21 protein-coding genes are annotated in these 19,647 nt (G+C 43.2%); 18 read left to right on the top strand and 3 right to left on the bottom strand.

Annotation, left to right across the window (positions count from 1 at the left end; all coding sequences use genetic code 11):
• Positions 1–28 precede the first annotated feature (28 nt).
• The 3 genes from thiT (at position 29) to spoVM (ending at position 1,489) form a co-directional block, all read left to right on the top strand.
• Positions 29–580, top strand: coding sequence for an energy-coupled thiamine transporter ThiT (gene thiT / locus K8O68_RS19905; protein ID WP_230898498.1), 552 nt, complete (start codon positions 29–31; stop codon positions 578–580).
• A 46-nt stretch (positions 581–626) separates the two neighbouring features.
• Entirely contained in the window at positions 627–1,277 is a 651-nt protein-coding gene (locus tag K8O68_RS19900) for a thiamine diphosphokinase (RefSeq protein ID WP_230898497.1), read from the top strand.
• A 131-nt stretch (positions 1,278–1,408) separates the two neighbouring features.
• Entirely contained in the window at positions 1,409–1,489 is an 81-nt protein-coding gene (spoVM, locus tag K8O68_RS19895; RefSeq protein ID WP_143051187.1) for a stage V sporulation protein SpoVM, read from the top strand.
• Positions 1,490–1,553: 64 nt separating this feature from the next.
• On the opposite strand, the gene rpmB is transcribed toward spoVM, so the two are convergent.
• Positions 1,554–1,742 (bottom strand): 50S ribosomal protein L28, encoded by a 189-nt coding sequence (gene rpmB / locus K8O68_RS19890; RefSeq protein ID WP_230898496.1) that lies wholly within the window; start codon positions 1,740–1,742, stop codon positions 1,554–1,556.
• A gap of 269 nt (positions 1,743–2,011) precedes the next feature.
• Between rpmB and K8O68_RS19885 the strand changes: the two genes are divergently transcribed.
• From K8O68_RS19885 to rnc, 12 genes are all read left to right on the top strand, one after another.
• Positions 2,012–2,377: an Asp23/Gls24 family envelope stress response protein gene (locus K8O68_RS19885; RefSeq protein WP_093047634.1), complete on the top strand. Its 366-nt coding sequence runs from the start codon at positions 2,012–2,014 to the stop codon at positions 2,375–2,377.
• A 24-nt stretch (positions 2,378–2,401) separates the two neighbouring features.
• Positions 2,402–4,087: a DAK2 domain-containing protein gene (locus tag K8O68_RS19880; protein WP_230898495.1), complete on the top strand. Its 1,686-nt coding sequence runs from the start codon at positions 2,402–2,404 to the stop codon at positions 4,085–4,087.
• A gap of 43 nt (positions 4,088–4,130) precedes the next feature.
• Positions 4,131–4,994, top strand: a complete 864-nt coding sequence (locus K8O68_RS19875; protein ID WP_230898494.1) for a DegV family protein — start codon at positions 4,131–4,133, stop codon at positions 4,992–4,994.
• A gap of 368 nt (positions 4,995–5,362) precedes the next feature.
• A complete protein-coding gene (sdaAB, locus tag K8O68_RS19870; RefSeq protein WP_230898493.1) occupies positions 5,363–6,025 on the top strand; it encodes an L-serine ammonia-lyase, iron-sulfur-dependent subunit beta in 663 nt (220 codons plus the stop codon).
• A 38-nt stretch (positions 6,026–6,063) separates the two neighbouring features.
• Complete coding sequence (sdaAA, locus tag K8O68_RS19865) at positions 6,064–6,945, top strand: L-serine ammonia-lyase, iron-sulfur-dependent, subunit alpha (RefSeq protein WP_230898492.1); 882 nt, start codon at positions 6,064–6,066, stop codon at positions 6,943–6,945.
• Between the two features lie 14 nt (positions 6,946–6,959).
• Positions 6,960–8,990: an ATP-dependent DNA helicase RecG gene (gene recG / locus K8O68_RS19860; RefSeq protein ID WP_230898491.1), complete on the top strand. Its 2,031-nt coding sequence runs from the start codon at positions 6,960–6,962 to the stop codon at positions 8,988–8,990.
• A gap of 83 nt (positions 8,991–9,073) precedes the next feature.
• Positions 9,074–9,649, top strand: a complete 576-nt coding sequence (gene fapR / locus K8O68_RS19855; protein ID WP_230898490.1) for a transcription factor FapR — start codon at positions 9,074–9,076, stop codon at positions 9,647–9,649.
• Positions 9,649–10,659, top strand: coding sequence for a phosphate acyltransferase PlsX (gene plsX, locus K8O68_RS19850; protein WP_230898489.1), 1,011 nt, complete (start codon positions 9,649–9,651; stop codon positions 10,657–10,659). The genes fapR and plsX overlap by 1 nt, the downstream gene beginning before the upstream one ends.
• A complete protein-coding gene (fabD, locus tag K8O68_RS19845) occupies positions 10,659–11,606 on the top strand; it encodes an ACP S-malonyltransferase (RefSeq protein ID WP_230898761.1) in 948 nt (315 codons plus the stop codon). Before plsX ends, fabD begins: the two co-directional genes overlap by 1 nt.
• Positions 11,607–11,610: 4 nt before the next feature.
• A complete protein-coding gene (fabG, locus tag K8O68_RS19840; RefSeq protein WP_230898488.1) occupies positions 11,611–12,351 on the top strand; it encodes a 3-oxoacyl-[acyl-carrier-protein] reductase in 741 nt (246 codons plus the stop codon).
• Between the two features lie 73 nt (positions 12,352–12,424).
• Positions 12,425–12,658, top strand: a complete 234-nt coding sequence (gene acpP, locus K8O68_RS19835) for an acyl carrier protein (protein ID WP_093047624.1) — start codon at positions 12,425–12,427, stop codon at positions 12,656–12,658.
• 142 nt (positions 12,659–12,800) lie between these two features.
• Positions 12,801–13,565, top strand: coding sequence for a ribonuclease III (rnc, locus tag K8O68_RS19830; protein WP_370640552.1), 765 nt, complete (start codon positions 12,801–12,803; stop codon positions 13,563–13,565).
• A 113-nt stretch (positions 13,566–13,678) separates the two neighbouring features.
• On the opposite strand, the gene kapB is transcribed toward rnc, so the two are convergent.
• Both kapB and K8O68_RS19820 read right to left on the bottom strand, forming a co-directional pair.
• Complete coding sequence (gene kapB, locus K8O68_RS19825; RefSeq protein WP_230898487.1) at positions 13,679–14,065, bottom strand: kinase-associated lipoprotein KapB; 387 nt, start codon at positions 14,063–14,065, stop codon at positions 13,679–13,681.
• 139 nt (positions 14,066–14,204) lie between these two features.
• Positions 14,205–14,501, bottom strand: a complete 297-nt coding sequence (locus tag K8O68_RS19820; RefSeq protein WP_370640551.1) for a DUF1128 domain-containing protein — start codon at positions 14,499–14,501, stop codon at positions 14,205–14,207.
• Between the two features lie 105 nt (positions 14,502–14,606).
• On the opposite strand from K8O68_RS19820, the gene smc reads away from it, so the two are divergent.
• From smc to K8O68_RS19805, 3 genes are all read left to right on the top strand, one after another.
• Positions 14,607–18,170 (top strand): chromosome segregation protein SMC, encoded by a 3,564-nt coding sequence (smc, locus tag K8O68_RS19815; RefSeq protein ID WP_230898758.1) that lies wholly within the window; start codon positions 14,607–14,609, stop codon positions 18,168–18,170.
• Between the two features lie 32 nt (positions 18,171–18,202).
• Positions 18,203–19,201: a signal recognition particle-docking protein FtsY gene (gene ftsY / locus K8O68_RS19810; protein ID WP_230898486.1), complete on the top strand. Its 999-nt coding sequence runs from the start codon at positions 18,203–18,205 to the stop codon at positions 19,199–19,201.
• A 107-nt stretch (positions 19,202–19,308) separates the two neighbouring features.
• A complete protein-coding gene (locus K8O68_RS19805) occupies positions 19,309–19,638 on the top strand; it encodes a putative DNA-binding protein (protein WP_093047619.1) in 330 nt (109 codons plus the stop codon).
• Positions 19,639–19,647 lie beyond the last annotated feature (9 nt).

The following is a 19,647-nucleotide window of genomic DNA, read 5'->3' as shown; positions in this document are numbered from 1 at the left end:
ATTTTACTAAATAAAGGAGAGGGTTACTTTGAATAATTCAAGATCGACACTGATCATGGCGGAAGTAGCAATGATGGCAGCTTTGGCAGTCATACTTGATTTGCTGACATTTTTGCGCTTTTGGCCTCAGGGAGGTTCAGTTTCCTTAGCGATGCTCCCTATTCTGGTTATGGCATTCCGGAGAGGTGTTCGGCCGGGGGTGGCCACAGGATTAATCTTTGGAATCATTAATATGATCTATAACCCCTTTATTGTTCACTGGCTGCAAGCTTTGCTGGATTATCCGGTAGCTTTTGCGGTGATCGGGTTGGCCGGCTTGTTTACAATTAAAGGGAAAGCAAGCGGGCCTCAAGTTGTTATCTCATTAATTCTAGGTGTCACAGCAGGGGTTGCAATGAGATTTCTTGCTCATTTTACTGCAGGTGTGGTCTGGTTCGGAGAATTTGCTCCGGAAGGTACTCCTGTAGCTGTTTATGCTTTTACGTATAATATTTCATATCTTCTGCCTTCAATGATTGTCTGTTTAATCGTTCTGATTTTATTAAATACAGGAAGCAGAAGAATCCTTCAGCCAGCATAACCGTGACACGGCCGGAAGGGCTGCTTCACTTAAAGGAGAGATAACTTTGACTTTTATACTTCTCGGGAGCGGGCCGGAAACATCGGTCCCTGAACTGGATAAAATGCAGGAGAAATATCCTGCAGCAGCCTGGATAGGGGTGGACCGGGGAGTTTATAATCTTTTAACCTTCGGAATAATGCCGCTTATGGCTTTCGGTGATTTTGATTCAATTACCGGGGAAGAAAGACAGTGGGTACAGTCAAAGCTCAAAAATATAGAGATTTACCCAAAAGAGAAAGATGAAACAGATATGGAGATTGCAATTAACTGGTGCCTCCGTCAAAACCCTTCTCAAATTATTCTGCTTGGGGCTACCGGCGGCAGACTTGACCACTTGTTTATGAACGCCCATCTTATTCTTAAAGGCTTAAAAGTAAATGTTCCTGTATATCTCGAGGATCGGTGGAATAAAATAACAATATTAGACCCTGGCATTTACACTTTTAATAAAGAAAATTTTAAGTACTATTCTATGCTCCCTTTTACAGAAGAGGTGAAAGGGCTCACCATGCAAGGCTTCCGTTACCCTCTTGAGAATAAAGACATTGAGCAGGGATCCAGCTTATGTATCAGTAATGAATTAACAGCTGAAACCGGAAAAGTATCTTTTAAAAAGGGAAGACTTTACTTATTTCAGTCAATGGATAAAGCTTGATAATTATCATTTTTGAAAAAAAGGTACTATTTTTTTCTTCATGAATATAATGTGTAATAACGAGGCACCGATTTATGATTTCTCAATCATCAGAACTCTATGAGGGGTTGTTCTTTCGAGGAGGGGAAAGCATGAAATTTTATACGATTAAATTACCAAAATTTATTGGAGGCTTTGTACGTGCGGTGATGGGATCCTTCCGAAAAGGGTAAAAAGCCAGTCATAAATGCATGAAAAAACGGCGCAGATTTGCGCCGTTTTTTAACAGTGGAGTGATTAAACTCTTTCTACTTTGCCTGATTTCAGTGCTTTAGCAGAAACGTAAACACGCTTCGGCTTTCCGTCAACTAAAATACGGACTTTTTGTACGTTTGCACCCCAACGGCGCTTAGTAGCATTTAATGCGTGAGAACGTTTATTTCCGGATTTAGGGCCTCTGCCTGTGACAACACATTTTCTTGCCATGATATTCCCTCCTTCAACTATACGATAAGTCTAATCGTTTATAATCGGTTCAAGTATCAAAATGAAACACTTGGTTATATTAGCATAGCAAGTCAAAGAATTCAAGTCATATTTGTTTTTTTATCAAGCAAATGTACTTGACAGGGGCGCAAAAAAACAATAAAGTAATAGTGCTTTTGCAGCCGCCGGATCTTCTTTTAAATTCGTATGTTTTATAGTAAAATGACGATAGCCATAAAGGTAAAGACCTTAAAGGGAGGCAGTTTCAGATGACCATAGAGATGAAAACAAAGTTTGGCAATATTGATGTTTCCAAAGAAGTAGTGGCGGTAATTGCAGGAGGGGCTGCTGTGGACTGCTACGGAATAGTAGGCATGGCCTCACAAAAACAATTAAAAGACGGTATCACAGACCTGTTGGGGAAAGAAAACCTCGGTCGCGGTGTGGTCATTCGCGAAAAAGAAAATGAAGAAATTCACATTGATATGTACATTATTGTAAGTTACGGTACGAAAATTTCCGAAGTGGCCCATAATGTACAATCTAAAGTTAAATACCAGCTGGAGCAAATGCTCGGATTAAAAGTGGACTCTGTGAATATTTTTGTTCAAGGTGTCCGTGTTACCAACCCGTAGAAGTTATAGTTAGGAGGAACATTCGTGACAGTCACAAATATTGAAGGTAAGAAGTTTGCGCAAATGCTTGTTGAAGGAGCAAACAACCTTTCCAATAATTCCAAAAAAATTGATGCTTTAAATGTCTTTCCTGTTCCGGATGGAGATACAGGAACAAATATGAATTTAACAATTACTTCTGGCGTAAAAGAAGTAAAAGCCCAGTCTGAAAACCATGTAGGGAAAATTGCATCCAGTTTTGCAAAAGGACTGCTTATGGGCGCCAGAGGAAACTCCGGTGTCATTCTATCCCAGTTATTCCGGGGTTTTTCAAAGTCGGTGGAAAACAAAGAAACCATTACAGCGGAAGACTTGAGTAAAGCATTTAACTATGGAGTAGACATGGCTTATAAAGCAGTAATGAAACCTGTAGAGGGAACAATTCTTACTGTAGCCAAAGACTCAGCAAATAAAGGCGGCCAAATCGTTAAAAACAGCCAGGACATTAATGGTTTAATGGAAGGCGTTCTTGAAGAGGCCAAAGCGTCTCTGGAAAGAACTCCTGACCTCCTTCCTGTTTTAAAAGAGGTAGGTGTGGTGGACTCAGGCGGCCAGGGGCTTGTGACGATCTATGAAGGGTTTCTGGCTGTACTGAAAGGTGAAAAAATAACCAGTACAGTTGAGCAGGATGCACCCAGTATGGATGAGCTCGTTAAGCTGGAGCACCATCAATCTGCCCAAAGCCACATGGCCACGGAAGATATCGAGTTTGGTTACTGCACAGAAGTAATGGTTAAATTTGAAGATGATAAAGTTGAAGAAAATTCTTTTAACGAAGATGAATTCAGAGAGGTGCTGGACAAGCATGGAGATTCCCTGCTGGTTGTTTCAGATGAAGACCTGCTGAAAATCCATATTCATGCTGAATTCCCTGGTAAGGTTATATCCGAAGCGCAAAAATTCGGTTCTTTAGTTAACGTTAAAATAGAAAATATGCGTGAACAGCATACTACCATTTTAAACGAGGAAGGCACCCAGCCTGTAGCTCCTGCACCGGAAAACAAGCAGGAAAAAACTGAGTTTGCTGTCATTACTGTAGGAATGGGAGCCGGAATTGCCGAGTTATTTAAAGGGTTAGGTGTAAAGAAGGTGATTGAAGGCGGCCAGACAATGAACCCTTCTACTGAAGATTTTATTAAGGCGATCGACGAATGCCACGCTGAAAAAATAATTCTTCTGCCTAATAACAGTAACATCGTAATGGCTGCCGAACAGGCGGCTGAAGTTTCTGACCTTGAAGTGGCAGTGGTGCCTTCCAAGTCCGTACCTCAAGGTCTTGCAGCTATGCTTTCTTACAATACAGCCCAGTCTCTTGAGGAAAACACTGAGGAAATGAAAGAAGCTATGCAGGAAGTTAAAACAGGAGAAGTTACTTATGCTGTAAGAGACACAAGTCTTAACGGCGTGGACATTAAAAAAGGCGACTTTATGGGGATCCATGAAAAAACAATCGTTTCAACCGGCCCATCTGTCCAGGAAGTAGCAAAAGAACTCCTTGATAAGATGGTAGAAGAAGACGCCGAAATTGTGACAATAATACACGGAGAAGACCGCAGCGGGAAAGAAGCGGATGAATTAGTCCGTTACATCGAAGAACAGCACACAGAAATAGAAGTTGAAGTGCATGCAGGAAATCAGCCTCTTTACTCTTACATTTTATCTGTAGAATAAAGGAAGGGTTAACTGCTACTAATTAAGCAAGGGGTTGTTTTTGATGGGTAAAGTTAAAATTGTTACAGATTCCACTGCAGACATTCCTGCAGAGCTTCAAAAAGAGCTCGATATAACAGTTGTCCCGCTCAAAGTTCATTTCGCCGAAGAAACTTATGAAGACGGGGTTAATCTGACTGCAGACCAGTTTTATACAAAATTAGCTGAGGCTGAGTCAATACCTACGACTTCCCAGCCTACCCCCCATCAGTTTGAAACAGAGTACCGGCAACTGTTTGAAAAGGTGGACAAGCCGGATATTATTTCAATACATCTTTCTTCCAAACTGAGCGGCACATTCCAGTCTGCATATATAGCCTCTCAGACCTTGGGGGATGAGGTCCCTGTAACTGTCGTGGACTCAAAGCGCGCGTCCTATGCGATCGGTATTATCGTAGTCGAAGTGGCTGCTCTTGCTAAAGAAGGGGCATCTAAAGAGGAATGCCTTGAAAGAGTAAACGAGCTTTTGGAAGATACTTCGGTGTTTTTTATGGTCGATACTTTAGAATACCTTGAGAAAAATGGGCGGATAGGAAAAGCTTCGGCGGTTCTTGGATCACTGTTGAAAATTAAACCGATATTGTCTTTAACTAAGGAAGGCGAAGTTTATCCATTTGAAAAAGTTCGCGGGCAAAAGAAAGCTGTTAACAGAATTATTCAGGAGTTTCAGGACCGTTATGGCCGCGACGACATTCATGTTGGAATTTCCCATGCCCAGTCGGAATCTGAGGCTGAGGCTCTTATGAAGCAGATGCATGAACATTTTTCAATTAAAAAAGAGACTATAACCAGTATTGGCCCTGTGATTGGTACACATGTCGGCCCCGGCACGGTATCAGTATCTGTGACACGCCTGAAAAACTCATAATTACTAAACCCGCTGGGATAAAAGAATAGTAATCGTTAAGAAAGCCGAACAAAATTTTAGAATTTTGTTCGGCTGTTCTTTTTAGAAAAGCCGTGATTTCAGTCCGCCAGGCGGGCGCTTGCCCAGGGGGCTTGTCTTCAGCTAAATTCAACTCAGCCTGGAGCTGCGTTGAATTGGATCTTCAGACTGCGCTTAATCCCTTAGGCGTTCTCACTGTTTTTGTAAATATAATAGCTCTTTTTTTACCAATTTGTTAAGATAAACATGTCAGACAGGTGATTTACTATTTACTGCTTTTTTTATAATAAAACGACTGGTTGATTTTCTTATATAGTGTTGGCTCGGTATAGACGAAGGAGGACATCTGTATGAAGTACAGAAGCGTTTTTGATATTATTGGTCCAGTGATGGTTGGCCCTTCCAGCTCTCACACGGCAGGTGCTGCACGGATCGGGCTGGTGGCGAGGCAGCTGTTCCAAAAGGAACCTGAATGGGCGGCATTCCACTTATACGGTTCTTTTGCTAAAACGTATCAGGGACATGGAACGGACGTGGCGCTCGTAGGAGGAATATTAGGTTTTGACACATTTGACACCCGGATGACTGAGTCATTTAAATATGCAGAAGACAAAGGGGTTTCCTATTCTTTTTATGAAGAGGAGGCTAACCTCGACCACCCGAACACCGTTAAGATCCGCCTCGGTGCAGGGAAAGAAGAAATGGAGCTCGTAGGTATCTCGATTGGCGGAGGAAAAGTAGAAATAAAAGAGCTTAACGGATTTGAACTGAGACTGAGCGGGAACCATCCTGCTATTCTCGTAGTCCATGATGACCGTTATGGAACGATTGCCTCAGTATCAACAAAGCTTGCCGAGTATGAGATCAACATCGGGCATATGGAAGTTTCCCGAAAAGAACAGGGGAAAGAAGCATTGATGGTAATTGAAGTAGACCAGAACATTGATGAAAAAACGATGGGCGAGTTGACGAAACTCGAACATGTAAAGAAAGTTACTAAAATTCACGATTAATGAAAGAACTCTGTTTTACAGACAAAGGAGGAAACAGCATGTTTCGCAACGTAGAGGAACTTGTAGAGCTTTGTGAGACTAAGAACCTGCCTGTCTCGGAAATTATGATCAGACAGGAAATGGAAGTGCACGAACGCTCTTACGAGGAAATTTTTTCACAGATGGAACGCAATTTAGATGTGATGGAAAGAGCTGTGAACAGAGGAATAACAGAGCAAGTTAAATCCGTATCTGGCTTAACAGGCGGAGACGGGAAAAAGCTCAATGAATATATGCAATTAAATGAGACACTGTCCGGTAACCTTATCCTTGATGCAGTGAGTAAGGCTATGGCTACCAATGAAGTGAATGCTGCGATGGGTACCATTTGTGCCACGCCTACAGCGGGAGCTGCCGGAGTTGTACCCGGTACTTTATTTGCTGTTAAAGAGAAACTGAATCCTTCAAGAGAGCAAATGGTCCGCTATCTATTCGTCAGTGGTGCATTCGGATTTGTAGTAGCAAACAATGCTTCTATTTCCGGGGCGGCGGGAGGATGCCAGGCTGAAGTTGGCTCTGCGACGGGTATGGCAGCGGCTGCGATAGTGGAAATGGCCGGAGGTACACCAAGACAATCGGCTCAAGCTATGGCCATGGCTTTAAAAAATATGCTTGGATTAGTCTGTGATCCGGTTGCCGGTTTAGTTGAGGTCCCTTGTGTTAAACGTAATGCATTTGGCGCTTCTAATGCTCTTGTAGCGGCCGATTTGGCACTGGCAGGAATAGAAAGCAGAATTCCTTGTGATGAAGTAATAGACGCTATGTATCGTATAGGGGAAACGATGCCGAGTACCCTTAGGGAAACGGGTGAAGGAGGATTAGCAGCTACACCGACAGGAGTCAGATACAAGGAGCAAATATTCGGCAGCGGCTCCAAATAAGGAGAGAGAGAACAATGAAGCAATCAGTTTCCGGCCTTCATGGTGCCGGCCCGCGAGCAGTTGAACAGCTTCAGCAAATGGGCATAGACACTGTGGAGGATTTAATAGAACATTTTCCTTTCCGGTATGAAGATCACGCGATCCGCCCTCTGAATGAAGTCCAGCATGACGAGAGGGTAACTGTTCAAGGAAAAGTATACAGCGAACCTGAACTTCGGTTTTTTGGCAAAAAAAAGTCCCGGCTGACCGTGCGCGTTTTCGTGGACGGTCTCTTAGTGCAGGCCGTGTTTTTCAACCAGCCCTATTTAAAAAAGCAAATTCAGCTTGGAGACCATCTCGTTTTCTCTGGAAAACTTGATCGGAACCGAATGATGATGACAGGCGGCACAGTTAAACCCCAGTCTCCCAACAGCGACAGGCTTGAGCCGGTTTATTCCGTAAAAGGCGATATGAAAGTCCGCTTATTGCGAAAGCTTATTGACCAGGCTTTCACATCATTCGGCAGTTCAATTGAAGAAATACTGCCGGCCCAGCTGCTGGACACTTATAAGTTGGCAGGCAGGAAACAAGCATTATACCATTTACACTTCCCGACTGATTTAAACTCGTTCAGACAGGCCAAACGGCGGATGATATACGAAGAACTTCTTTTGTTCCAGCTGAAAATGCAGCTTTTCAGAAAAGAGCAGAGAGAAGGAGACAAAGGAAACGGGAAATCCTTTAATCAAAGCGTGGTGAACGATTTTATCCAAAGGCTTCCTTTTCCTCTTACAGCAGCCCAGGATAAAGTGTTAAAAGAAGTGTTTCAGGATTTACAGTCCCCTTATCGTATGAACCGTTTATTACAGGGAGATGTGGGATCGGGAAAAACGGTGGTGGCTGCTATTGCTCTGTATGCTAATGTGCTGGCAGGGTATCAAGGAGCGTTGATGGTCCCTACTGAGATTCTGGCTGAACAGCATACCGAGTCTCTAAAAAAATTGTTTGAGCACACCGGCCTTAAGATTGCCCATATATCAGGTTCTTCGCGTGCGAAAGAAAAACGGGAGACGCTTGAGTCCCTTGAGAAAGGAGAGGTGGATATTATAATAGGAACCCACGCTCTTATTCAGGAAGGGGTGGAATTCAGCAATCTTGGGCTTGTAATAACAGACGAGCAGCACCGCTTTGGTGTTCAGCAGCGGAGGGTGTTAAGAGAAAAAGGAATCCAGCCTGACGTCTTATTTATGACAGCTACTCCAATCCCCCGTACTTTGGCTATTTCAGCTTTTGGGGACATGGATGTATCGACAATCGATGAGATGCCTGCAGGGCGTAAGCCTATTAAAACCCATTGGGCTAAGCACGATAAATTGCCGCGTGTGATTGATTTTATGAAAAAGGAAATTCAAAAAGGCCATCAAGTATATGTCATTTGTCCCTTAATTGAAGAGTCTGAGCAGTTGGATGTGCAGAATGCTATTGACGTCCATTTTCAGCTGGCCCAGGCCTTGCCCGGGGTATCTGTCGGACTGATGCATGGCCGGCTTCCCCACGATGAAAAAGAACAGGTTATGCTCGCCTTTGCTGAGAATAACAGCCAGGTGCTAGTTTCGACCACAGTCGTAGAAGTAGGCGTTAATGTTCCTAATGCTACCTTAATGGTTATTTATGATGCTGACAGGTTCGGCCTCTCCCAGCTTCATCAGCTCAGGGGCAGGGTTGGCAGGGGAGATGCTCAAGCCTTTTGTATTTTACTTGCAGATCCAAAAACAGATGTGGGAAAAGAACGAATGAGTATTATGACTGAGACAAACGACGGGTTTGAATTATCCCAGCGTGATTTGGAGTTAAGAGGACCCGGTGATTTCTTCGGTGTTAAACAGAGCGGGTTGCCCGAATTTAAAGTAGCAGACCTTATAGAGGATTACAGAGTACTGGAAGTCGCAAGACAAGATGCTGCTAAGTTAGTCCAATCAAGTGCTTTCTGGACAAGTGAGGATTACAGGAGTCTGCGGGAAACGCTTCGAAAACAGGGTGCCTTCCGCGAATCAAAATTCGATTAGGTGCAAATTGCGGTTGAAAACATACTTTTGGACCTATATACTACTATTAGTACCTAGTCATATGAGTGTGGATGTGATTAATTATGAAACTGTCAAAAAGACAGCGCCAGCCTTTGCTGAAGGAAAAAATTGAGGAAAACCCTTTTATTACGGATGACACTCTGGCTGAAGAATTTAAAGTAAGCGTTCAGACAATCAGGCTGGACAGACTTGAATTAAATATTCCGGAAGTCAGAGAGAGAATTAAACATGTAGCTAAACAGCAGTATGACACAGTCAAAGCACTTCCTATCGAAGAAGTTATCGGTGAAGTGATTGATCTGGAGCTTGATAAACATGCTATTTCAATTCTTGATATAAAAAATGAACATGTATTCTCAAGAACAGGTATTGCGAGAGGCCATCATTTATTCGCCCAGGCAAATTCTCTTGCAGTTGCTGTGATAAACGATGAACTTGCTTTGACTGCCTCGGCGGCCGTGTCTTTCAAAAGCCAGGTCAAAGTTGGAGAGAGAGTTGTAGCTAAAGCGAAAGTGACTAAGATTAACGACACCAGAACCATAGTGGAAGTACAAAGTTATGTTGAACAGGTTCTGGTATTTAAAGGTACTTTCTCAATGTTCAGAGAAGAAATTAATACAGGGGAGGAAGCGGATTAATGAGGCTTGCAATAGATGCGATGGGCGGCGACCATGCGCCGGAGAGTGTGGTGAACGGATGCAGAAAAGCACTCGATGCCTCTCGTGATTTACATATTATATTTGTGGGGGATAAAAAGAAAATCGAACCTCTTGTGGAAGGGATGGACTCCCGCCGTTTTGAGATTATCCATACTGAAGTTGTGATAGATGCAGAAGATGCCCCGGTCAAAGCGGTTAGAAGAAAAAAAGATTCGTCTATGGTGCTGACGGTGCAGCAAGTAAAAGAAGGGAAAGCTGACGCTGCGGTCTCAGCCGGTAACACCGGAGCTCTTATGACAGCAGGCCTTCTGGTGGTCGGCCGAACGTCCGGTATCGAGCGTCCGGCATTGTCCCCGATGCTCCCTACACTTGGAGGAGAAGGTTTTCTACTTCTTGATGTCGGTGCAAATATGGATGCGAAACCTTCCCATCTTGTACAGTACGCGTTAATGGGGGACGTATATATGCGGAAAGTCCGCGGCTTAAACAATCCCCGGATAGGCCTTTTGAACGTGGGGTCTGAAGCTGGGAAAGGAACTGAGCTGACAAAGGAAGTCTATTCGCTCCTTCAGGACAGCAATATGAATTTCATTGGAAATGTAGAAGCGAGAGATCTTTTGGATGGGGCCGCCGATGTTGTGGTATGTGATGGATTTTCCGGCAACCTTGTTTTAAAAACAATTGAAGGAACGGCCATTTCGCTATTTTCGATCCTGAAAGATGAACTAACGTCTTCTTTTAAAAATAAACTTGCTGCCGGCGTGCTTAAGCCGTCATTCAAACGGGTTAAACAAAAAATGGATTATTCTGAATACGGGGGCGCCGGTTTATTCGGTTTGCAGGCCCCGGTTGTTAAAGCTCACGGCTCTTCAGATGAACATGCTTTTTTTAGCGCTGTTAAACAAGCTAAATTAATGCATGAAGAAAAAGTAATCAGCACGATAAAGCAGGAACTTGAACAAATGCCTGCATCGAGAGGAGAAGAATGATGTCTAAAACAGCTTTATTATTTCCGGGACAGGGCTCGCAGCAAGCCGGTATGGGAAGAGAACTTGCTGAGGCATACCCAGTGTGCGAATCAGTTTTTCTGAAAGCAGATGAAGCTCTCGGCGAAAAACTAAGTGAGCTGATCTTTACAGGCAGTGAAGATGAGCTGAAAAAAACAGAAAATACTCAGCCTGCTTTGCTGACTGTCAGTACTGCCATTTGGGAACTGCTTAAAGAAAAAAACATTACCGCAGAATATGCAGCAGGCCACAGCCTTGGCGAATACTCTGCTCTTGTGGCAGGGAACAGTATGGATTTTCAGGAAGCCGTAAAAGCTGTTAGGAAAAGAGGGCAGTTTATGGAAGAGGCCGTTCCTAAAGGCAAAGGTACGATGGCCGCTATTTTAGGGATGGAGCGGGAAACTCTTCAGAAAGTGACTGACCGGGCAACTGAAGAAGCAGGATCTGTACAGCCTGCTAACTTTAATTCTCCTGGCCAGATAGTCATTTCCGGCACTGCTGAAGGTGTGGAACGAGCGGTAGAGCTTGCCAAATCAGAAGGAGCTAAAAGGGCTATGTTATTATCAGTCAGCGGGCCTTTTCACTCTGAGCTGATGGAGCCCGCATCGGAAAAAATGAAAACTGTCCTGAATGATATCACCTTCAGTCAACCTGACTTACAGGTAATTGCTAATGTGACAGCTGAACCTTTTGAAAATGCAGGCCAGATTCCGGATGCGTTAATCAGGCAGATTTATTCTCCTGTGCTTTGGGAGGACACGATCAGGTACCTGGTAAACGAAGGAGTCGATACGTTTATCGAAGCAGGACCCGGTAAGGTATTAAGCGGACTCGTAAAAAAGGTATCAAGAAGGGCGGCTGTGCTGCCGGTATATGATAAAGAAACATTGGAAAAAGCATTAACACATTTTGAAAATAAAGGAGAGTGACCCCATGAAAGGACAACATGCCCTCGTTACCGGTGGATCACGGGGAATTGGCAAAGCCATTTGTATTGAACTTGCTCAGCAGGGAGTCAACGTGGCGGTGAATTATTCAGGAAGTAAAGACAAAGCTGAACAGGTAGCGGAAGAATGCCGAAGTTTCGGTGTGGAAGCTTTAACTGTCCAGGCAGACGTGGCAGATTCAAAAAGTGTGCAAGACATGGTGAAGACTGTGTCAGAGGCTTTTGGCTCAATTGAGATTCTCGTTAATAATGCCGGAATTACGAGAGACACCTTAATTATGAGGATGAAAGAAGAGGACTTTGACGCTGTCATTGATACGAACCTTAAAGGAGTATTTAATTGTGCTAAAGCGGTATCCCGTACAATGATGAAACAGCGTTATGGCAGAATTATTAATATCTCTTCTGTCGTAGGCGTTCTCGGGAATGCAGGACAGGCCAATTATGTAGCAAGTAAAGCAGGCGTAATCGGCTTGACTAAATCATTAGCCCGCGAGCTGGCTAACCGGAATATCCGGGCGAACGCTATTGCCCCTGGATTTATCCAAACTGAGATGACTGACAAGCTTCAGGAAGAGACAAAAGAAGAGCTCCTTAAGCAAATTCCTTTAGGAGAACTTGGCAAACCAGAAGATGTCGCACGCGTCGTATCATTTTTAGCTAGTGATGCAGCTTCATATATGACAGGGCAAACCTTACATGTAGATGGCGGCATGGTCATGCCGTAGCTTTTACAGACCAAAAACGAACTAGTATTTTTTACTTGTTTATCCTATAATTACTGAGAGGAGGTGAAGTAAAATGGCAACAATTCAAGACAGAATTGCAAAAATCGTGTCCGAACGCCTCGGTGTAGATGAATCAGAGGTCAAAAAAGAAGCTACTTTCAAGGATGACCTTGGAGCTGACTCTTTAGATGTGGTTGAGCTTGTTATGGAACTTGAGGACGAGTTCGACTTAGAAATTTCCGACGAAGATGCTGAAAAAATCGCAACGGTCGGTGACGTGATCGATTACATAGAGCGTCATCAATAAGCATGCTTGATGCCAGCTGATCACTGCCTGTCTGGCAGCAACCAGCTTTTTATCTTTATTAGAAAAACAGACAGTCTCCCAAGTTCCTTTCAAAAGGAACTTGGGATTTAAAAACTAAATGAGACAAGTGATGGGGGTTCTCATGCAACAGTCAAGAAAGATCCATAGAAGGGGAATGAAACGTCAGGCAAAGAAAATGCAAATGACGAACGCTCAAAAAATAAAATACCGAAAATTTTTAGACGATATTCACATTAACTTCAAAAATGAAGACTTGTTTATTCAAGCTTTCACCCACTCTTCTTATGTAAATGAACACCGTATCCGCCCGTATGACGACAATGAACGGCTTGAGTTTTTAGGCGATGCAGTTTTGGAATTGGCCATCTCCCAGTACTTATATAAGCTCTTTGATCATATGAGCGAAGGTGAGATGACCAAACTCAGAGCTGCGATCGTATGCGAACCATCTCTCGCTAAGATAGCTGACGAGTTGAAATTTGGTGATTATGTCCTGCTTGGAAAAGGTGAAGAGATGACGGGCGGGCGCAGAAGGCCTGCACTTCTCGCAGATGTATTTGAAGCTTTTATAGGTGCCCTTTATCTGGACCTTGGTATGGATGCTGTATACGGATTTCTGAAAGATTATGTCTACCCGAAAATCCATAATGGCTCTTTTTCTCATATGATGGACTTTAAAAGCCAGCTGCAGGAACTTATCCAGCGTGAAAGCCAGGGACAGGTGCATTATAAAATAATTGAAGAAAAAGGTCCTGCTCATGCCCGGGAATTTGTGTCGGAGGTTACTCTGGATAAGCAGCAGCTCGGTATAGGGACGGGAAAATCCAAAAAAGAAGCAGAACAGATGGCGGCCCAAAAAGCGCTTGAAAAGCTTAATTCCAAGTAATTCAGAAAGAATCGGGAAGTGACTCTCTTAAACCCTTGAAGTAGACGGGACCGTCTTATTTCAGTTTAAAACAGGGAAGGCAGATTAAAAATCTGCCTTCCCTGTTTTAATGTTTAATAGTAATCCTTCGCAACTTCTTCCAGAGTCTCCAGTGCTTTTTTCGCCCAGGCGCTTCCTTCCTCCTCAAGCTCTTTTTTCTGCTTTTCCACCGCTGTTTTTAAAGAAGAGTCATACTCGGGGACCGATCCGGTATATGGTTTAATATAAGCGAGCGGAATATTTGTTTTTTCATTATAACTTAAGGCTTTTCTCTCGTGGAATAAAGGTACGTTAGTTGAGCCGGGATTATGAAGATCCCCTTGGACCGGGTGCTTATTAACTGCAAGTACTTTAACTACCGCTGTAGACCGTGCCTCGTTTACTGAAATAATTTCTCCTGTATATTTTCCTGTTTTATAGATACCTGTAACAATCTGACCTTCTGCCAATTTGTTTTCCATATACGAATCTTCCTTTCTGAAATCTCTGTAATAGTTTGTCAGCATGGCGTCTTCAAGTATAGCTGAATGCAGCAACTTAAAGAATTTTCAAAGAAAATAATATAAGATTACCGCCAGAGCCTGGCGGTAATCTTATGATTTAATTATCCGACTGGTCACGCATTGAACCGAGTTCAGATACAATAGCATCCAGTTCGCTCACACTGAAATTATCTTTTTTCATCACCATCGCATGAATTTCTTCAATATCATCATACTTTTTTAGTGAGAAATGTTCAGGCTTTATAGCTGCGCCATTTACTACTTGTAATTTAGTTTTAATATTTTCAATCATTGCTGAAAGCTCTTCTCTATTTTTTTCATTGTTTGCCAATGATAACACCCTTTCCAGTTTATTTGTCTTGTCTATTTTAACATGAACTGTGAAAAAGACCATAACTGCCTTAATATCGTTTAATCTCACTCTTATTTTATGATAAAATAAACAAGTTAAGGTCTGTTTCAGGCAGGCTTGAGAATAAGGAAATTGAGGTGAATGACATTGTTCCTGAAAAGGTTGGAACTTGTGGGGTTTAAATCGTTTGCTGAACGATTATCCATTGATTTTGTCCCGGGTGTTACTGCCGTGGTAGGACCGAATGGAAGCGGGAAGAGTAACATATCAGATGCTATCAGATGGGTATTAGGAGAACAGTCGGCAAAAAATCTCCGCGGGTCTAGAATGGAGGATGTCATCTTTTCCGGAAGTGACAGCAGAGCACCGTTAAATATGGCAGAGATTTCTCTGATATTGGATAACGAAGATCAGCACTTGGCGATAGATTATAGTGAAGTGGCTGTTACAAGGCGAGTTTACCGTTCAGGGGACAGCGAGTATCTTATAAATAAACAATCGTGCAGATTAAAAGATATTGTAGACTTATTTATGGACTCAGGCCTTGGAAAAGAGGCTTTTTCTATTATCGGACAAGGCCGCGTCGAAGAAATTCTGAGCAGCAAATCGGAAGAAAGGCGTATGATATTTGAAGAAGCGGCTGGAGTATTGAAATATAAAAACCGAAAACAGAAGTCAGAAAAAAAACTGCAGGATACACAGGATAATTTAAACCGTGTGAAAGACATACTGCATGAATTGGAAACGCAGGTTGAGCCGTTAAGAGAACAGGCTTCCGTAGCGAGAGAGTACCTTGAGAAAAAGCGGGACCTTAAAAATATTGAAGTGGGTGTCCTGGTTAAAGAAATAGAGATGCTTCATAAGGAATGGACCGAAGGAAAAGAAGCATGGGAAAAGCTCGAAGGTGAAGAAGGAAAATTCCAGTCCCTGGTTAAAAGCGGGGAAGCAAAACTTCAGCGGTTCCGCGCTGATATGCAGACAATCGATGATTCCATAGATGATCTGCAGAACTTTCTTCTGACTACAAGTGAGGATCTTGAAAAACAAGAGGGCCAAAAAGAGGTCTGGAAAGAGCGGCGTAAAAATTTTGCGCAAAATAAAGAGCAGTTTTTACAAGAGATCGCTCAGTTAAAAGAGAAAAAAAATAAGCTGAATACCGAACTTGAAAAGCAGAGAAAATTGCTGGATGAGCGGAAATTAAAAGCAGCCGAGACAAGCAAACAGCAGCAGGAACTTGAGATGAGACTCAGCGACCTGGAAGAAGGCTCTGAAGAACGGTTAGAGCAGCTCAAATCTGATTACATAGAATGGCTGAATGAAAAAGCATCAAAGACAAATGAAATGAACTATTTAAAAGACCAGGCAGCCAGAAATGAGCAGAAACGCCAGCGTCTCGAAAAAGACAATCAGGAGCTCCTTGTTAAAAGAAAACGAATTCTTAGCGAACGGCTGAATGCCGAAAAAGAATGGGAAGCTGAGAAAGAAACAATCGATTATCTGCTCCATCAATATCAAAAGGTTAATCAGGAAAGTGAAAAGAAACAAAGTGAATATGAAAAAAAAGAAAAACTGCTCTACGAGGGGCTTCGGCATCTTCAGCAGCTTCAGTCTCGAAAAGAGATTCTTGAAGATATGCAAAATGACTATGCCGGCTTTTTTCAGGGAGTAAAGGAAATTCTGAAAGAACGGGACAGAACTTTTAAAGGAATTCGCGGGGCAGTGGCGGAAATGATTGAAGTCGATCCTAAGTATCAGACAGCGATGGAGATTGCGCTGGGGGCGGCCCAGCAGCACGTCATTGTGGAAGATGAACCTACAGGCCGGAAAGCAATTCAGTTTCTGAAGGAAAGGCGTCTTGGACGGGCAACTTTTCTTCCTGTGAATGTGGTAAAACCCCGGTCGATTCCGCCTCAGGATCTTTACCGTGCTGAAGCGGTGGAAGGGTGTTTAGGGATTGCCAGCGAATTAGTGGCGTACGAACCTGAGTACAGAGACGTAGTGAGACACCTTTTAGGGAATGTGGTTCTTGCGGAAGAAATTAAATCTGCTCAGAAGATTGCCGGCAAGCTGAACTACAGGTTCAGAGTAGTGACCTTAGACGGGGATATTGTTAATCCCGGCGGTGCTATGACAGGCGGCAGCATTAAACAAAAACAAAGCCAAATTCTTGGACGCCAGCAGGAACTGGAGAGAGTGGCAGATAAATTAAATACTATAGAATCTCAGACAGACGGTTTGCAAAAAGAGGTCTCCGTGCTTAAAGAAACGGCTGCTTCACTTAAACAGCAAATGAAACAGCTTACTGAAAGCGGGGAAGAAGCCAGAAGAATTGAACAAATCAAGAAAGCTGAGCTTAATAAACTGCAGTTAGCCGAAGAAAACCTGAATGAGCGGCTGGAAGTGTATGACCTGGAATACGAAGATTATAAAAGAGAAATGGAAGAAAGGCAGCAGCGGGTTGAAGAGCTTACCGTTTCAATTAAAGCATCTGAAGAAAAGGTTGAAGAATTAAACAGTGAAATAGAAGAGCTTGCCAGCCGGCAGAAAAAGGACCAGTCTGAGCGGGAAGGCTTAAGAGCAGAATTAACCGAAATTAAAATAAAGTTTGCAAAAGAGGACGAACAAAAGTCTTATACTGAAGAAAACTACCGCCGTTTAAAAGGGGAACTTCAGAGTGTCTCGCAGGAGATAATAGATAAAGATACCGAGTATAACCAGCTTGAAAAGGAGCTTTCTGACCAGACAGTTGACGCCTCAACCATTGAAGACCAGATTGAGAAGCGAAAAGCAGAAAAAGAAAAAACCATCCAGTTAATTTCCAAGCGAAGGTCGGAAAGGCTGAACCTTCAGCAGACGCATGATGATACAGAACAGGAATTAAAAGAGCAAAAACGGCAGCTTAAATTTATTTCTCAGACATTGCACGAGAAAGAAGTGTTAGTAAACCGGCTGGATGTCGAATTAGACACCAGGTTAAATAAATTACAGGAAGAGTATGAAATGAGCTTTGAAGCAGCCAGCGGGAATTATACACTTACGGGTGAGCTGGAGGATGCGAAAAACCAGGTTAAGCTTATTAAAATGGCTATAGAAGAGCTGGGGACTGTTAATGTAGGCGCCATTGAAGAGTTTGAACGGGTGAAAGAACGGTATGATTTTTTAACGGAGCAGAGAACAGACCTCGAAGAAGCAAAAGCTACTCTGCACCAGGTTATTTCTGAGATGGATGATGAAATGACAAGGCGTTTCAGGGAAACGTTCAACCAGATCCAAGGTCACTTTAAGGGAGTTTTTGCTGAACTGTTCGGCGGAGGCAATGCGAGCCTTGAACTGACCAACCCCGATGATCTTTTACAGACCGGGGTGGATATAGTCGCTCAGCCCCCTGGTAAAAAACTGCAAAATCTTGCTCTTCTTTCAGGAGGAGAAAGAGCTTTAACAGCCATCGCTCTGTTATTTTCCATTTTAAAGGTACGTCCGGTGCCATTTTGTGTCCTTGATGAAGTTGAAGCGGCGCTGGATGAGGCCAATGTAGCCCGTTTCGCGCAATATTTAAAAGATTTCAGTGAAGAGACCCAGTTTATTGTTGTTACTCACAGAAAAGGGACTATGGAAGAAGCAGATGTTCTTTACGGCGTAACTATGCAGGAATCCGGTGTATCTAACTTAGTCTCTGTCCGGCTTGAAGAAACAAAGGAACTTATCGGATGATAAACTGACCATAAAATAATGGAGGAGTGCAAATGAGCTTTTTTAAAAAATTAAAAGAAAGAATTACTGACCAGACTGATTCAGTAACCGAAAAGTTTAAAGATGGCCTGTCGAAAACAAGGGACTCGTTTGTCGGAGCGATGAACGAGCTGGTGAAAGACTACCGCACTGTGGATGAAGAATTTTTCGAAGAATTGGAAGATATTCTGATCTCAGCAGATGTGGGAGTCCACACGGTTATGACACTTATTGATGAGTTGAAGGATGAAGCACGCCGAAGGAATATAAAGGATGCAAGAGACATACAGCCTGTAATCTCCGAGAAGCTGGCAGAACTTCTGCAGAAGTCAGAGGAAGAATCGAAACTCAACATAAAAGAGAATGAATTGACGGTCATTCTGTTTGTAGGTGTCAACGGGGTTGGGAAAACGACGACAATAGGGAAGCTCGCCCATCAGTTTAAACAGGAAGGGAAAAATGTGCTGATGGCTGCAGGGGACACTTTCCGTGCAGGGGCCATTGAGCAGCTGGAAGTATGGGGAGAGCGTGTAGGAGTCGATGTAATAAAACAGCAGGCAGGTTCTGATCCGGCTGCTGTGATGTTTGATGCTGTTCAATCGGCTAAATCTAAGAAAGCGGATGTTCTGCTTTGCGATACAGCGGGGCGTCTGCAAAACAAGGTCAATCTTATGAAAGAACTTGAAAAAGTCAAACGGGTGTTAACAAGAGAAATACCGGATGCTCCTCATGAGGTGCTGTTGGTACTTGATGCCACAACAGGACAAAATGCGATGAGCCAGGCTAAAACATTCGGCCAGGCTACTGACGTCTCAGGTATCGTATTGACGAAACTGGATGGGACAGCCAAGGGAGGTATTGTTCTTGCGATCAGGAACGAACTGGATATTCCAGTTAAACTGGTTGGTCTGGGAGAAGGCATGGATGATCTTCAGGAATTCAGAGCCGAACAATATGTCCATGGGTTGTTTTCAGAGGTGCTTAAAGAAGCTGATGAAGCGGCTGAAGACTGAAGCGGACGTGCCCGCTTGGATGACAAGATAAAAACTTGACAGGGGACATCTCCTCTTGTATCATTACAAATTGTAAAGGCAATTACCTTAACAAGGCGGTGGGCTTCGTGATTGAAAAAACAATCCGTATGAACTACCTGTATGACTTCTATCAGGCGCTGTTGACCAGCAAGCAGAATCAGTATATGCGAATGTATTATTTGGATGACTGGTCGCTTGGAGAAATTTCCGAACACTTTGATGTAAGCCGACAGGCAGTTTATGACAATATAAAACGCACGGAAGCCTTATTAGAAGAGTATGAGGAAAAGTTACAGCTCTTTTCCCGCTATGAAAAGCGCCTAAGCTATATAGAGGAATTAAAAGTAATGATTCGCGAGAAAGAAAGTCCCACTCGTATAATCCAGATCGTTGAATCTCTCGAGAAACTGGAATAGGGGGCAAAC

The organism is Salipaludibacillus sp. CUR1 (assembly GCF_021028955.1).
In the GTDB taxonomy this organism is placed as follows: Bacteria; Bacillota; Bacilli; order Bacillales; family Salisediminibacteriaceae; genus Salipaludibacillus.
The sequence above is the reverse complement of the archived record's forward strand: the minus strand, read 5'-3'. Positions and strand labels throughout refer to the sequence as shown.

Bases quoted from the DNA above. Each gene is read 5' to 3' on its own strand.
- fabD (WP_230898761.1), top strand. From the start codon at position 10,659: ATGTCTAAAACAGCTTTATTATTTCCGGGACAGGGCTCGCAGCAAGCC.
- fabG (WP_230898488.1), top strand. From the start codon at position 11,611: ATGAAAGGACAACATGCCCTCGTTACCGGTGGATCACGGGGAATTGGC.
- plsX (WP_230898489.1), top strand. From the start codon at position 9,649: ATGAGGCTTGCAATAGATGCGATGGGCGGCGACCATGCGCCGGAGAGT.
- rnc (WP_370640552.1), top strand. From the start codon at position 12,801: ATGCAACAGTCAAGAAAGATCCATAGAAGGGGAATGAAACGTCAGGCA.
- ftsY (WP_230898486.1), top strand. From the start codon at position 18,203: ATGAGCTTTTTTAAAAAATTAAAAGAAAGAATTACTGACCAGACTGAT.
- sdaAA (WP_230898492.1), top strand. From the start codon at position 6,064: ATGTTTCGCAACGTAGAGGAACTTGTAGAGCTTTGTGAGACTAAGAAC.
- K8O68_RS19875 (WP_230898494.1), top strand. From the start codon at position 4,131: ATGGGTAAAGTTAAAATTGTTACAGATTCCACTGCAGACATTCCTGCA.
- K8O68_RS19820 (WP_370640551.1), bottom strand. From the start codon at position 14,501: ATGGTCTTTTTCACAGTTCATGTTAAAATAGACAAGACAAATAAACTG.
- spoVM (WP_143051187.1), top strand. From the start codon at position 1,409: ATGAAATTTTATACGATTAAATTACCAAAATTTATTGGAGGCTTTGTA.
- K8O68_RS19885 (WP_093047634.1), top strand. From the start codon at position 2,012: ATGACCATAGAGATGAAAACAAAGTTTGGCAATATTGATGTTTCCAAA.
- kapB (WP_230898487.1), bottom strand. From the start codon at position 14,065: ATGGAAAACAAATTGGCAGAAGGTCAGATTGTTACAGGTATCTATAAA.
- sdaAB (WP_230898493.1), top strand. From the start codon at position 5,363: ATGAAGTACAGAAGCGTTTTTGATATTATTGGTCCAGTGATGGTTGGC.
- recG (WP_230898491.1), top strand. From the start codon at position 6,960: ATGAAGCAATCAGTTTCCGGCCTTCATGGTGCCGGCCCGCGAGCAGTT.
- acpP (WP_093047624.1), top strand. From the start codon at position 12,425: ATGGCAACAATTCAAGACAGAATTGCAAAAATCGTGTCCGAACGCCTC.
- rpmB (WP_230898496.1), bottom strand. From the start codon at position 1,742: ATGGCAAGAAAATGTGTTGTCACAGGCAGAGGCCCTAAATCCGGAAAT.
- fapR (WP_230898490.1), top strand. From the start codon at position 9,074: ATGAAACTGTCAAAAAGACAGCGCCAGCCTTTGCTGAAGGAAAAAATT.